Genomic DNA, 13,203 nt, shown 5'->3' on the forward strand with positions numbered 1-13,203 from the left:
CGGCCGGGGCTTTTCCTGTCGATGGGGTGGTGCGTACGGATTCTTGAACAAGGACCCGTGCAGTGGTCCGGCGTTCAGTCCGCGTTCACACCCGGGCGGCAGCGTGTGCGCCGAACCGAGGCCCCACCCTCCACGGCACCGCCATCGTCGTCACAGGAGACACCATGTCGCTCACCCGCAGGGACTTCGCCAGAACATCCGCGGTCACCGGGGCCGGGGTCGCCCTGGCGGGCAGCGTCGGCGCCCTCGCCACCGCGCCGAACGCCCTCGCCGCCACGGAGACCGAGAGCGCCGGGGCCGAGTCCGCGCACGGGGGCCACCACGGCGTCGGCTACGGCCCGCTGATCGCCGACCCGAACGGCATCCTCGCCCTGCCCGCCGGCTTCACCTACAAAATCGTCACCTACAGCGGCAGGACCAGGCTGGAGTCCGGCGAGTACACCCCGTCCCACCACGACGGCACCGCCACCTTCGCCGGCCCGCGCGGCACCACCCTGCTCGTGAACAACCACGAGCTGGCCGGCGCCCGCGCCCAGTGGCCGCACCCCGTCCCGCTCACCGAGGGCCTCGTCTACGACCCGGCGGCGGCCGGCGGCTGCACGGTGGTCGAGGTCCGCCGCGGCGGCGAGGTCGCCGAGTGGGTGGGCATCGCCGGCACCGCCACCAACTGCGCCGGCGGCAGCACCCCCTGGGGCACCTGGCTGACCTGCGAGGAGACCGAGGACAAGGCCGGCAGGAACGGTTTCACCAAGGACCACGGCTACGTCTTCGAGGTCGACCCCGAGGACCGGCGCGCCAACCGCGACCCCAAGCCGGTCAAGGCCCTGGGCCGCTACGCCCACGAGGCCGTCGTCGTGGACCCCGGGCGCGGCCACCTCTACCTCACCGAGGACGCCTCCGGCCCCAACGGCCTGTTCTACCGCTGGACCCCGCCGGCGGGCTTCCACCACGGCCGCGGCAGGCTGCGCACCCTCGCCGACGACGCGGGCGTGCTCCAGGCGTTCACGTGCTTCGACTCCGGCGGCCGGTTCGTGGACGACCTCTCCCGCGCCACCAGGACCGGCACCGTGTACGGCGTCGACTGGGTGGACGTTCCCGACCGTGACGCCCGGACCGTTTCGGTGCGCAAGCAGTTCACCGACGGCGAGGTCACCCGCGCCCGCAAGCTGGAGGGCATGTGGTGGGGCGACGGCGGCGTCTACGTCGTCTCCTCCTACGCCCGCCAGGAGAGCCCGGTGCAGCACGACGGGCAGGTCTGGTTCTACGACCCCAAGCGCCGCACGCTGACCCTGAAGGTGCTGCTCGGCGTCAACCCGGACCCGGCGGCGGACGGCGCCTTCGACGGCCCGGACAACATCACCGTCTCCCCGTACGGCGGCCTGGTCATCGCCGAGGACGGCGAGGGCGTCCAGCACCTGTTCGGCGCCACCGAGAGCGGCCGGACGTACCCGATCGCCCGCAACGAGCTGAACATCGGCAGCGCGGAGGAGCCCGAGTACAGCGAGTTCACCGGCGTCACCTTCTCGCCCGACGGCAGGACCCTGTTCGCCAACATCCAGACGCCCGGCATCATGCTCGCCATCACCGGCCCCTGGAAGCGGCACAAGCGCGCCTGAGCCGGCGGTGCGGCCGACGGGGGACCTAGGATGCGGAGAGGGTCCCCGGTCGGCGAGGAGTGGGTGGATGGCGCAGGGCAGGCCCATGCGGGTGGACGCTCGGCGCAACCACGAGCGGTTGCTGAAGGTGGCGGCGGAGGCCTTCGCCGAGCACGGGGAGAACGCGTCACTCGACGACATCGCCAGGCGGGCGGGCGTCGGCTCGGGCACGCTGTACCGGCACTTCCCGACCCGGCGGGCGCTGCTGGAGGCGGCGTACGTGGACCGGATCGAGGAGCTCGGCGTGCGGGCCGACGAGCTGGCCGCTCGGCTGCCGCCGGGCGAGGCGCTCATGGAGTGGCTGTACGAGCTGGCGGCCCGCACGCTCCAGGTGCGGGGCATGAAGGCGCTGCTCGGCTCGGCGGTGACGGACGCCGGCGCGACGCCGGCGCACACGGTGTGCGCCACCGTGGTGAAGGGCGCGGCGGACCGGCTCGTGGCGGCCGCCCAGGCGGAGGGAACGCTGCGCCGGGACCTGGAGCCGGTCGACGTACTGCGGCTGGTGCACGGGGTGGCGACGGCCGCGGAGCTGGCAGGCACGGGCACCCCCGAACTCCGCCGCTACCTGTCCTTTCTGACAGAGGGCCTGCGACCCGCCTGAACACCCCCCGCCCGGGCTGATGGGGGGAGCCGTGGCGTCGGTCCACCACGGCAGCCCCCCACCGTCGCTACAGGGCCCGGGCGCCCGGGTCCGTCATGTTGCGGACCGTGCGGGCCTTGACGAAGGTGCCGAGGGCCGTCATGTCCCACTCGCCGGAGAACTGGCGGACGAGCCTGGCCATGAGAACGCCGGTCTGGGGCTCGGCGCCGGTGAGGTCGAAGCGGACCAGTTCCTCGTCGGTGGCCGCGTCGACCAGGCGGCAGTAGGCCTTGGCGACCTCCGTGAACTTCTGGCCGGAGAAGGAGTTGACCGTGAAGACCAGGCCGGTGACCTCCTGGGGGAGGCGGCCGAGGTCGACCACGATCACCTCGTCGTCGCCGCCGCCCTCACCGGTGAGGTTGTCACCGGAGTGCTTGACCGCGCCGTTCAGGATCGACAGCTTGCCGAAGTAGCAGCTGTCGATGTGGTTGCGCTGCGGGCCGTAGGCGATGACCGAGGCGTCCAGGTCGATGTCCCTGCCCCGGAACGCCGGCTCCCAGCCGAGCCCCATCCGCACCTGGGACAGCAGCGGCCGGCCGCCCTTGACGAGGGACACGGTCTGGTTCTTCTGGAGGCTGACCCGGCCCTTGTCCAGGTTGATCTTCCCGGCGCCCGGAGCGGGAGCGGCGGGAGCGGGAGCCGGGGTCGCCGGCTGCGGCTGTGCCACCGGCTGCGGCGGGGCCGCCGGCGGCGCGGGGGCCGCCGGGGCCGCGGCCGGCTCCTCCACCGTCACTCCGAAGTCCGTCGCGATGCCCGCGAGGCCGTTCGCGTACCCCTGGCCCACCGCCCGTGCCTTCCACGCGCCGCCCCGGCGGTAGATCTCCACGACCACCAGCGCGGTCTCCGCGCCGAGCTGCGGCGGGGTGAACGTCGCCAGCACGGCACCGCCGTCCGCGTCCCGGATCGTCGCCGTCGGCTCGACGCCCTGGAAGGTCTGGCCCGCCGCGTCCGGGCTGGCCGTGACGACGATCTTCTCGATCTCCGGCGGCACGGCACCGGTGTCCACCGTGACCGCGTCCGGAGCCGAACCGCCGCCCGACCGGTACGTCACGCCCGGCCCGCTCGGCTGGTTGTAGAAGATGAAGTCGTCGTCGGAGCGCACCTTGCCGTCGCCGGTGAGCAGCAGGCCCGACACGTCGAGCCGCACCGGGGCGGAGACGTCCACCGTCACGCGCGCGGCCGGAAGAGGGATGTTCGAGCCAGGGGTCATAGCTGTCATGCCGGGTGAACGAACGAGACCGCTTTACCGTTCCCTTACCGGCCGAACGGGTCCCCCCCGCGTGAAACGGCCTACGGCACCACCACGATCTTCCGCCCCACCCCCGCCGCGAACTGCTCCAGCGCCTGCGGGTACCGCTCCAGCGGGAGCCGGTCGCTGATGAAGACGTCCGGGTCCAGTACCCCGTTCGCGAACAGCTCCGCCGCCCGCTCGAAGCTGTGCAGCACCGCCATGGACCCGGTGATCGTGATCTCCTGGTTGTAGATCCGGTACGGGTCGATCGTCACCCGCGTCGCGTAGTCGGCCACCCCGAACTGCAGGAACGTACCCGCCTTGGCCACCCGGTCCAGGCCGTCCTGGATCGCCGCCGCGTTGCCGGTGGCGTCCACCACCACGTCCCAGCCCCGCGGCCGGTCCAGCTCGTCCGCGCTGCCCGCCGCGCCCGACACGCCGAGCAGCCGGGCCGTCTCCAGCCGGGCCGGGTTCACGTCGACCACGTCCACGCTCGCCGCGCCGGTCCGCTTGGCCAGCTCCAGCATCATCAGGCCCATGGTCCCGGAGCCGTAGATCAGCACGTGCGCGCCGAGGCGGGCGCGCAGCACGTCGTAGCCGCGCACCGCGCAGGACAGCGGCTCCACCAGGGCCGCGTCCTCGGTGCGCACGTGCTCGGGCAGCTTCACGCAGTTGGCGACCGGGGCCAGCGCGTACCGCGCGGCGCCGCCCGCCGTCGTCACCCCGATCGCGGCCCACCGCTCGCACAGGTTGTTGTGGCCGGTGCGGCAGTACCGGCACTCGTGGCAGTACAGGGACGGGTCGACGGCCACCCGGTCGCCGACGGACACCTCGGTGACCCGGGTGCCGACCCCGACGACCTCGCCCGCGAACTCGTGTCCGGGCACGATCGGCAGCCTGGGCGCGAACTCGCCCTGGAGGATGTGCAGATCCGTGCCGCACAGTCCGCAGGCCGCCACCTCGACGACGACCTCGCGCGGGCCGGGTGCCGGGTCCGGGACCTCGGTGACGACGGCACGGCCCACGGACTCGATGACGGCGGCCTTCATTTCACGGCTCCCAACGACAGGCCCTGGACCAGTTTGTCCTGGGCGGCGAACCCCGCGGCGAGCACCGGCAGGGAGATGACGAGCGACGCGGCGCACACCTTGGCCAGGAACAGGCCCTGGCTGGTGATGAAGCCGGTGAGGAAGACGGGGGCGGTCTCGGCGACCACGCCCGTCAGGACCCGGGCGAAGAGCAGTTCGTTCCAGCTGAAGATGAAGCAGATCAGGGCGGTGGCGGCGATGCCGGGAAGGGCGATCGGGGCGACCACGCGCGCGAGGACCGTGGGCAGCCGGGCGCCGTCCACCCGCGCCGCCTCGATGACGGCGACCGGCACCTCGGCGAGGAACGACTGCATCATCCACACCGCGATCGGCAGGTTCATGGACGTGTAGAGGACGACGAGCAGCCAGATGTTGTCGAGGAGCCCTGCGTTCCTGGCGAACAGGTAGACCGGCAGCAGGCCCGCCACGGCCGGCAGCATCTTCGTGGAGAGGAAGAAGAACAGGACGTCCGTCCACTTGCGCACCGGCCGGATCGACAGCGCGTAGGCGGCCGGCAGGGCCAGCAGGAGGACGAGCAGGGTCGAGGCGACCGACGCCACCGCGGAGTTGACCAGCGCCGGCCAGGGGCTCGCCCCGCCGCCGGTGCCGAAGAACTCGCGGTAGCCGTCGAGGGTCAGGGAGGCGGTGAAGGACGGCGGGTTCGTCGCCGCGTCCGCCTCGGAGTGGAAGGACGTCAGGGCCATCCAGGCGACGGGCAGGAAGAAGACGATGCCGGCCAGCCAGGCCACCAGGCCGGGCCCGCCCCGGCGCAGCGCGTTCATGCGCGGGACACCTCCTCGCGGAACAGGGACGACACCACGCGCAGGGCGAAGGTCGCGATGACGATGGAGCCGATGACCACCAGGACCCCGGCGGCCGAGGCCAGACCGTTCTCGTGGGCCTGGTAGAAGCTCTGGTAGACGGTGTACGGCAGGTTGGCGGTGCCCAGCCCGCCGGAGGTGATCGTGAAGACCGCGTCGAAGTTCTGGACGATGTAGATCGAGCCCAGCAGGGCGCCCAGTTCCAGGTAGCGGCGCAGGTGGGGCAGCGTCAGATGGCGGAAGATCTGCCAGCCGTTCGCCCCGTCTACCCGGGCGGCCTCGATCTGCTGCTGGTCCCGGCTCTGCAGCCCGGCCAGCAGGATCAGCATCATGAACGGCGTCCACTGCCACACCAGGGAGGCCTCGACCGCGAGCAGCGGCGTGCGGGACACCCAGTCCGGCTGGGGGCCGCCCACGTAGTGCAGCAAGCCGTTCAACAGGCCGTACTCAGGGTTGTAGAGCACATGCTTCCAGAGCAGGGCCGCGGCCACGGGCACCACCAGGAAGGGCGCGATGAGCAGGGTGCGGACCAGGCCCCGGCCGCGGAACCTGCGGTCCAGCAGCAGCGCGAGGGCGAGGCCCAGGACCAGGCTGGCCAGCACCACCGCCGCCGTGAGCAGCACGGTCGTCCACACCGAGTGGCGCAGGTCCGTGTCGGTCAGCACCTGGCGGTAGTTGTCCAGGCCGGTGAAGTGGCGCGCCCTGGGATAGAGGGCGTTCCAGTCGAAGAAGGAGATCACCAGCGTGGCCACGAACGGCAGCTGGGTCACCACGATCATGAAGACGAGGGCGGGCAGCAGCGGGGCCCGGGTGGCCCAGGCGCGCAGCCGGGCCGGGGGCCGCCCGGCCACCCGTGCGGAAGGGGCGGGATGCGGAGCCGTGGTCGTCGCTGTCATCGTCCCTCGTACTCCTCGGAGATCTTCTCGGCGAGCGCCTGTGCCTTCCGCAGGGCCGAGTCGACGGACCGGTGTCCGGCGATGGCCGCGCTGATCTCCTGCGAGACTCGGGTGCCCAGGTCGGTGAACTCGGGGATGCCGACGAACTGGATGCCGGGCGCGGGCCTCGGCTGCACCCCGGGGTCGTCCGGCCGGGCGCTCTCGATGGCCTCCCTGGTCATCTCCTGGAACGCGGCGGCCGACCTGCGGTAGGCGGCGTTGGTGTAGGTGGAGGCCCGTTTGCCCGCCGGGACGTTCGACCAGCCGCTGGTCTCGCCGACCAGCTGCTCGTAGCCCTTGCCCGACGCCCAGGAGACGAACTTCCAGGCCTTGTCGGGGTTGCGGGAGGCCTGCTGGATGCCCCAGGCCCAGGTGTAGAGCCAGCCGGAGGACTTGGTGCGCTCGACGGGGGCGGGGGCGTAGCCGAGCCTGCCCTTGACCGGGGAGCCGGCCGCCTCCAGCAGTCCGGCCGCGGAGGTGGCGTCGTACCACATGGCGACCTTGCCCTGGGTCATGTCGTTCAGGCACTCGGCGAAACCGGACTGGGCGGCGCCGGACTCGCCGTGCTCGCGGACCAGGCCGACGTAGAACCTCGTCGCCTCCTCGAAGGCGGGGGAGTCCAGCCGCGCCTTCCAGTCCTTGTCGAACCAGGTGCCGCCGAAGGTGTTCAGGACCGTCGTGAGCGGTGCCATCAGCTCGCCCCAGCCGGGCAGCCCGCGCAGGCAGATGCCCCGCATGCCGGGCCGGGCGCCGTCCGCCTTCGCGGCCAGGCCGGCGACCTGCCGCCAGGTGGGGTGGGCGGGCATGGTCAGGCCCTTCGCCGCGAACACGTCCTTGCGGTACATCAGGAAGGACGACTCGCCGTAGAACGGCTGCCCGTAGAGCTTTCCGTCGTCGCCGGTGAGGGACTGGCGCATCGGCTTCAGCACGTCCTGCTCGTCGTACGACCGGTCCCGCGCGGCGTAGGAGTCCATCTCGTGCAGCCAGCCGTTGCGGGCGTAGATCGGTATCTCGTAGTTGGACAGGGTGGCCACGTCGTACTGGCCGGCCTGGTTGGCGAAGTCCTGGCTGATCTTGTCGCGTACGTCGTTCTCGGGCAGGACCGTGAAGTTGACCCTGATGCCGGTGTTCTTGGTGAAGTGGGCGGCGGTCAGCTTCTGCAGCTCGGTCATCTGGGGGTTGTTGACCATCAGCACGTTGATGGAGTCGCCGCCGGAACCGGTCCCGCCGGCGCCGGCCCAGCAGCCGGAGAGCAGCGGGGCGAGCAGCGTCCCTGCGGCGGCCAGGGCGAGCGTGGCTCGCGGCCGCCGTCGGCTCGGGGTGCGCATGGATCGCTCCTGGAGGTGTCGGAATACGGGGACATGGGGACATAAGGGGCGCTCGGTGGTGCGGGCGCCCCGCGGAGGAGTGGGGGTGGCGGTTCAGACCCGGATGACCTGCGGGCCCAGCAGGGAGTAGCGGTGGGCCTCGGCGGCCGGGAGCAGGGTGCTGGTCACGATCGCCTCCAGCGCGCCGACCTCGGCGAAGCGGCAGAAGCCGACCGCGCCGAACTTGGTGTGCACCCCCGCGAAGACCGTGCGGCGGGCGGCCCGGACGGCCTGCGCCTTGACCTCGCCGACGGCCGGGTCGGGGGTGGTCAGTCCGTGTTCGCGGGAGATGCCGTTGGCCCCGATGTAGGCCAGGTCGAGCACGAACCCGGCCAGCATCCTGGTCGTCCAGTGGTCGACGGTGGCCAGGGTGCCCGCGCGGACCCGGCCGCCCAGCAGCAGGACGCAGATCTGGTCCGCCTCGGCCAGGGCCCCCGCGACCGGCAGGGACGCGGTGACCACGGTCAGCGGCCGGTCCCTGGGCAGCGCCTCGGCGATGAGCTGCGGGGTGAAGCCCTCGTCGACGAAGACGGTCTCGGCGTCGCCGAGCAGCTCGGCCGCCGCGGTGGCGATCCGGCGCTTCTCGGGCACGTGGCTGGTGGCGCGGAAGGCGAGCGTCGTCTCGAAGCCGGCGCTCTCCACCGGGTAGGCGCCGCCGTGGGTGCGGCGGACCAGGCCGTGGTCCTCCAGGGCGCGCAGGTCGCGCCGGACGGTCTCCTTGGCCACGCCCAGTGCGGCGGCGAGCGCGGTGACGTCCACCGAGCCGGTGGCGCGGGCGGCCCGCACGATCTCGCGCCGGCGGTCCTCCGCCGTCCTGGCGGTCATGTCGTCACCCACCTCCCTCTTCGCGCTGCCCGTTCGGGCCTCTGGGGGAAGTTCTACCGCCGGTGGACGGCGCTGACCAGGCCTGTTGCGGGCCCGAAACTGCCCGCTTGGGCCCGCTTCACCAAGCGCCGTGCCCGCCGCGGACCTGCGCGGCCGTCCGGGGCCGGGTGGGAGCGGGCACCGCGGATGCCCGGACACGGCCGCGGGCGGGCCCGTTCGGTGCCCGCCCGCGCGCGTGGACGATCGTTTCCGGCCGCCGGAAGCCGCCCGGGGCCCGTTTGGGGCTCAGTACGGCCAGATGGGCGGGTCGGTCACGAAGGGGCCGCCCAGGTGGCTGTGGGCCGGGTTCTCCGGATCCAGCTCGCCCTGTTCGGCGATCAGCTTCCCGGCGAACGGCTCGGAGTCGTCCCGGGGTTCGTAGCCGAGCGCCCGCGCGGTGGTCAGGTCCCACCACAGGCGGGTGTTGGCGGAGGAGCCGTAGACGACCGTGTGGCCGACCCGCTCGGCGGTCAGGGCCGCGTGGAAGAGGCGGGCGCCGTCGGCCGGGCTCATCCACACCGAGAGCATGCGGACGCTGGTGGGCTCCGGGAAGCAGGAGCCGATGCGCACGGAGACGGTCTCCAGGCCGTGCTTGTCCCAGTAGAACTGGGCCAGGTCCTCGCCGAAGGACTTCGACAGGCCGTAGAAGGTGTCCGGGCGGCGCGGGGTGTCGACGGGGATCGGCGGCTCGCCCGGGCGCGGGGCCGGGGTGAAGCCCACGGCGTGGTTGGAGGAGGCGAAGACGATCCGCGGCACGCCCTCCTCGCGGGCCGCCTCGTACAGGTGGTAGGTGCCCTCGATGTTCGACTTCAGGATCTTCTCGAAGGGGGCCTCCAGGGAGATCCCCGCCAGGTGCAGGACCGCGTCGACGCCCCGCACGGCCTCCCGCACCGCGTCCCGGTCGCCGAGGTCCGCGGTGATCGCGTCCGGCTCGCCCTCGACGGGCCGCACGTCGAACAGGCGCAGCGTGTAGCCGTACTCCGGCAGCAGGGACCGCATGAGGGTGCCGAGCCCGCCGGCGGCGCCGGTGAGCAGGATCGTGCGGGGAGCGGGCATCCTTCGATCTCCTTGGGGTCCTCGACAGCCGTGGGTCCGTAGGTCCGTGAGTGCGTGAGCCTGAGTCCGTGTGCGTGTCCGGCATTCACATGCGTGGACACGCTAGGGAGCCGTCGCACACCCCGTCAAGTGTGCCCTGACACGCGGAAATCCGCCGCAGTGTTGCCCGTTCGGGCGCTTGACCCGCCCCGAGGGCGGCCCGTAGCGTGACGTTGTTCAGAGATGTAGACGTCGATCAGAAGCTTGCACCGACAGGGAGCGCCCGTGACGCCAGCCCCTCTCGCCGCCCGGCTCCGCGAGCCGGGCGGGCCGCTCTTCTTCCCCGTCACGGCCTTCGGCCCCGACGGCTCCCTCGACCCGGACACCTACCGCACCCATGTGCGCCGCGGTGTCGAGGCGGGTGCCGCCGCCGTCTTCGCCTGCTGCGGCACCGGGGAGTTCCACGCGCTGCTGCCGGAGGAGTTCGAGGCCGCGGTCACGGTGGCCGTCGAGGCGGCCGAGGGGCGCGTCCCGGTCGTCGCGGGCGCCGGCTACGGCACCGCGCTCGCCGTCCGCTACGCCCGCCTCGCCGCGGCCGCGGGCGCCGACGGCCTCCTCGCCATGCCGCCCTACCTGGTGCGCGCCGGGCAGGAGGGCCTGCTGCGGCACTACCGGGAGGTCACCGCGGGCGCCGGCCTGCCGGTGATCGTCTACCAGCGCGACAACGCCGTCCTCACCCCGCGGACCGTGGTCGAACTGGCCCGCACCGAGGGCGTCATCGGCCTCAAGGACGGCCTCGGCGACCTCGACCTCGTGCAGCGCTTCGTCAGCGCCGTCCGCACCGAGGCCCCCGGCGACTTCCTGTACTTCAACGGCCTGCCCACCGCCGAGCAGACCCAGCTCGCCTACCGCGCCCTCGGCATCACCCTGTACTCCTCGGCCGTGTTCTGCTTCGCGCCGGAGATCGCGCTCGCCTTCCACCGCGCCCTGGAGACCGGCGACCTGCCCGTCGCCCACCGCCTCCTGGACGGCTTCTACCGCCCGTTCGTGGAACTGCGCGCCCAGGGCCGCGGATACGCCGTCTCCCTGGTCAAGGCGGGGGTGCGGCTGCGCGGCCTGGACGTCGGCGAGGTCCGGCCGCCGCTGCACGAGCCGGCCGAGGAGCACGTCAAGCAGCTCGCCCGGCTCATCGAGCGCGGCCACGCCCTGCTGGAGGAGGACGCGTGAGGGCATCGGCGTTCGTCTACCCCTGGGACGTCAACGGCGACCCCGAGGCCCCCGCCCGCATCGCCGGACTCGGCGTCGAGCAGGTCACCCTCGCCGCCGCCTACCACTCCACCCGCGCGCTGACCCCGCGCCATCCCCGCCACCGCATCGTCACCGCCGAGTACGCGGCCGTGCTCTACCCGCCGGGCCACCGCTGGGCGGGCCGCGGCCTGCGGCCCTACCCCGCCGGCCGCTGGGCCCCCGGCGACGCCTTCGGCGAGGCCGCAGAGGCGCTCGCCGCGGCCGGCCTCCAGGTGCACACCTGGGTCGTGCTCGCCCACAACTCCCGCATGGGCGCCGAACACCCGGACACCTCGGTCGTCAACGCCTACGGCGACCGCTACCCGTGGGCGCCCTGCATCGCCCAGCCCGCCACCCGCGCGTACCTGGTCGACCTGGCCGCCGAGGCCGCCGTACGCCCCGGCGCGCACGGCACCGAACTGGAGTCCCTCGGCTGGTACGGGCTCCAGCACCTGCACGCCCACGACAAGACGGCCGGCGTCGCACTCGGGGACGCCGGGCACTACCTGATGTCCCTGTGCTTCTGCCCTTCCTGCCGGGCCGGCTACGGCGCACAGGGCCTGGACGCCGACGCGCTGGCTGCCGCCGTGCGCGCGGCGCTGGAACCGCTGTGGCGGGGCACGGGCGGCGACGAGGGCTGGCCGACGGTGGAGAAGCTGCTGGGGCAGGACACCGCGGCCGCCACGCGCGCGTGGCGGGACACCACCGCCCGCACCCTCCAGGAGGAGGCCGTCGCCGCCGTACGGGCCGCCGCCCCGGACTGCTTCCAGGTCCTGCTGCACGCCGACCCGGTCCCCTACCACTGCGGCGCCAACGCGGGCGTCGACCCCGCCCACATCCTGACCGTGGCCGACGGCGTCGTGGTGCCCTGCACCGGCGGTGCGTCCCTCCTCGCGCCGTTCGCCGCGCGGGCCCGGGAGGGCACGGTGCTGGCCGCCAACCTCACCATCGTGTCCGGCATGGGCGGCAGCCCCGGCACGCTCGCGGCGGACGCGGCACGCGCGCGTGCCGACGGGGCGACGGAACTGCGGCTGTATCACGCCGGGTTGGCGTCCGACGGGGACGTCAGGGCGGTCCGGGAGGCGCTCGCGGGGCGCTGAAGCAGCGGCAGCGCCGTCAGGAGGAGTGCCGCGCCGCACAGGGGCAGCAGCAGGCCGGGGCCGGCCGGTTCGACCAGAGCGGCCCCGGCGGCGAGGCCGAGCGCGGTCGGGGCGAAGAGCAGCGTGTGCGCGGTGGCCGTCACCCGGCCGAGCAGCGGGCCCGGGGTCCGCTGCTGCACCGCGGTGAGCGCGGCGACCAGCACACAGGGCAGGCCGAGGCCGCACGCCACGCCGGTGGCCAGGGCCACCGGCTCCCAGGGCACCGCCCGCGCCACCACCGCGGCCCCCGTCAGCGCGATCCCGGCCGCCGCGAACCGCCGGGCGCCCAGCCGCCGCAGCGCCGGCCCGGCGAGCAGCCCGGCGGTCACCGAGCCGGCGCCCTGGGCGGCGTACAGCACGCCGACGTAGGCGGGGGAGTGGCCGAGGCGGCCGGCCACCGCGTACACCGTCGTGCCGGCCAGCGCGGACAGCAGCATGGTCGTCCCGCCCGCCGCGACCAGCGGACGCAGCCCGGGGTGGCGCCACAGATACCGGACGCCGTCCGCGGTCTGGCGCCGCCAGCTCCCGCCGGCCGGGGCGGGCCACTCCTCGCGCACCCGCAGCAGCCCGCACAGCCCGGCCGCCAGCAGGAAGGTGACGGCGTCCAGGCAGGCCACGCCCGGACCGCCGCAGACCGTGTAGAGGCCCGCGCCGGTCAGCGGGGCAACGAGCTTCACGCCCTCGGTGAGGGCCGTCCGCAGCCCGTTGACGTCGCCCATCAGGTCCGGGCCGACCACGGCGGTGACCAGCGCCGACTCGGCCGCGTCGGACACGGTACCGGCGGTGCCGTACAGGAACAGCACCGCGAACAGCAGCCACAGGCGGCCGGGGGAGTCGACGGTGAACAGGGTGGGCAGCAGCGCGGCGAGGCCCAGGTTCAGGGCGATGACCAGGGGTTTTCGGCGGTACCGGTCGGCGAGCGGGCCCAGGGCGGGGCCGGCCGCGGTGGGCGCCCACATCGCGAGCACGGACAGGGCGGCCAGGCCGTCGGACCCGGTGAGGTCCTCGACCCACACGCCCGACGCGAGCCACAGCGAGGAGGTGCCGAAGCCGGACACCAGCAGGGCGGCGAGGTACAGCCGCGCGTTGCGGTCCCGCAGCACGCGGAACACGGTCGGGGAAGTCGTCATGCCTGGTCATC

The 13,203-nt window shown here is 73.5% G+C and carries 12 protein-coding genes; 4 read left to right on the top strand and 8 right to left on the bottom strand.

Translation table 11 applies throughout. The features are described from left to right. Positions 1–164: 164 nt before the first annotated feature. Both ACZ3ZD_RS25750 and ACZ3ZD_RS25755 read left to right on the top strand, forming a co-directional pair. Positions 165–1,616: an alkaline phosphatase PhoX gene (locus ACZ3ZD_RS25750; protein ID WP_467401687.1), complete on the top strand. Its 1,452-nt coding sequence runs from the start codon at positions 165–167 to the stop codon at positions 1,614–1,616. Between the two features lie 67 nt (positions 1,617–1,683). Continuing rightward, positions 1,684–2,256 (top strand): TetR/AcrR family transcriptional regulator, encoded by a 573-nt coding sequence (locus ACZ3ZD_RS25755; protein WP_467401690.1) that lies wholly within the window; start codon positions 1,684–1,686, stop codon positions 2,254–2,256. 67 nt (positions 2,257–2,323) lie between these two features. Here ACZ3ZD_RS25755 and ACZ3ZD_RS25760 read toward each other — a convergent pair whose 3' ends face one another. The 7 genes from ACZ3ZD_RS25760 to ACZ3ZD_RS25790 form a co-directional block, all read right to left on the bottom strand. Beyond that, positions 2,324–3,505, bottom strand: a complete 1,182-nt coding sequence (locus tag ACZ3ZD_RS25760; RefSeq protein WP_467401991.1) for a TerD family protein — start codon at positions 3,503–3,505, stop codon at positions 2,324–2,326. 80 nt (positions 3,506–3,585) lie between these two features. Beyond that, complete coding sequence (locus tag ACZ3ZD_RS25765; protein ID WP_467401693.1) at positions 3,586–4,575, bottom strand: zinc-dependent alcohol dehydrogenase family protein; 990 nt, start codon at positions 4,573–4,575, stop codon at positions 3,586–3,588. Next, entirely contained in the window at positions 4,572–5,396 is an 825-nt protein-coding gene (locus ACZ3ZD_RS25770) for a carbohydrate ABC transporter permease (RefSeq protein WP_467401695.1), read from the bottom strand. Before ACZ3ZD_RS25770 ends, ACZ3ZD_RS25765 begins: the two co-directional genes overlap by 4 nt. Then, on the bottom strand, positions 5,393–6,331 hold the full coding sequence (locus ACZ3ZD_RS25775) for a carbohydrate ABC transporter permease (RefSeq protein WP_467401698.1): 939 nt from the start codon (positions 6,329–6,331) through the stop codon (positions 5,393–5,395). Before ACZ3ZD_RS25775 ends, ACZ3ZD_RS25770 begins: the two co-directional genes overlap by 4 nt. Next, the gene (locus ACZ3ZD_RS25780; RefSeq protein WP_467401700.1) at positions 6,328–7,698 is read right to left on the bottom strand and encodes an ABC transporter substrate-binding protein; all 1,371 of its coding nucleotides are present in this window, start codon (positions 7,696–7,698) and stop codon (positions 6,328–6,330) included. Before ACZ3ZD_RS25780 ends, ACZ3ZD_RS25775 begins: the two co-directional genes overlap by 4 nt. A gap of 93 nt (positions 7,699–7,791) precedes the next feature. After that, positions 7,792–8,562 carry a DeoR/GlpR family DNA-binding transcription regulator gene (locus ACZ3ZD_RS25785; RefSeq protein ID WP_467401703.1) on the bottom strand — a complete coding sequence of 257 codons (771 nt, stop codon included), beginning with the start codon at positions 8,560–8,562 and terminating at the stop codon, positions 7,792–7,794. Positions 8,563–8,847: 285 nt separating this feature from the next. After that, positions 8,848–9,657, bottom strand: a complete 810-nt coding sequence (locus ACZ3ZD_RS25790) for an NAD-dependent epimerase/dehydratase family protein (RefSeq protein WP_467401704.1) — start codon at positions 9,655–9,657, stop codon at positions 8,848–8,850. Positions 9,658–9,921: 264 nt separating this feature from the next. Between ACZ3ZD_RS25790 and ACZ3ZD_RS25795 the strand changes: the two genes are divergently transcribed. Together ACZ3ZD_RS25795 and ACZ3ZD_RS25800 are read left to right on the top strand one after the other, a co-directional pair. Continuing rightward, on the top strand, positions 9,922–10,863 hold the full coding sequence (locus ACZ3ZD_RS25795) for a 5-dehydro-4-deoxyglucarate dehydratase (RefSeq protein WP_467401708.1): 942 nt from the start codon (positions 9,922–9,924) through the stop codon (positions 10,861–10,863). Beyond that, positions 10,860–12,023, top strand: a complete 1,164-nt coding sequence (locus ACZ3ZD_RS25800) for a hypothetical protein (protein WP_467401711.1) — start codon at positions 10,860–10,862, stop codon at positions 12,021–12,023. The genes ACZ3ZD_RS25795 and ACZ3ZD_RS25800 overlap by 4 nt, the downstream gene beginning before the upstream one ends. On the opposite strand, the gene ACZ3ZD_RS25805 is transcribed toward ACZ3ZD_RS25800, so the two are convergent. Further along, positions 11,960–13,192, bottom strand: a complete 1,233-nt coding sequence (locus ACZ3ZD_RS25805) for an MFS transporter (RefSeq protein WP_467401714.1) — start codon at positions 13,190–13,192, stop codon at positions 11,960–11,962. The two genes, ACZ3ZD_RS25800 and ACZ3ZD_RS25805, sit on opposite strands and share 64 nt — an antisense overlap. Positions 13,193–13,203: the final 11 nt, after the last annotated feature.

It is taken from the genome of Streptomyces sp. NPDC023481 (assembly GCF_055560195.1).

Coding starts and splice junctions, on each gene's coding strand:
- ACZ3ZD_RS25750 (WP_467401687.1), top strand. CDS start 165: ATGTCGCTCACCCGCAGGGACTTCGCCAGAACATCCGCGGTCACCGGG.
- ACZ3ZD_RS25755 (WP_467401690.1), top strand. CDS start 1,684: ATGGCGCAGGGCAGGCCCATGCGGGTGGACGCTCGGCGCAACCACGAG.
- ACZ3ZD_RS25760 (WP_467401991.1), bottom strand. CDS start 3,505: ATGACCCCTGGCTCGAACATCCCTCTTCCGGCCGCGCGCGTGACGGTG.
- ACZ3ZD_RS25765 (WP_467401693.1), bottom strand. CDS start 4,575: ATGAAGGCCGCCGTCATCGAGTCCGTGGGCCGTGCCGTCGTCACCGAG.
- ACZ3ZD_RS25770 (WP_467401695.1), bottom strand. CDS start 5,396: ATGAACGCGCTGCGCCGGGGCGGGCCCGGCCTGGTGGCCTGGCTGGCC.
- ACZ3ZD_RS25775 (WP_467401698.1), bottom strand. CDS start 6,331: ATGACAGCGACGACCACGGCTCCGCATCCCGCCCCTTCCGCACGGGTG.
- ACZ3ZD_RS25780 (WP_467401700.1), bottom strand. CDS start 7,698: ATGCGCACCCCGAGCCGACGGCGGCCGCGAGCCACGCTCGCCCTGGCC.
- ACZ3ZD_RS25785 (WP_467401703.1), bottom strand. CDS start 8,562: ATGACCGCCAGGACGGCGGAGGACCGCCGGCGCGAGATCGTGCGGGCC.
- ACZ3ZD_RS25790 (WP_467401704.1), bottom strand. CDS start 9,657: ATGCCCGCTCCCCGCACGATCCTGCTCACCGGCGCCGCCGGCGGGCTC.
- ACZ3ZD_RS25805 (WP_467401714.1), bottom strand. CDS start 13,192: ATGACGACTTCCCCGACCGTGTTCCGCGTGCTGCGGGACCGCAACGCG.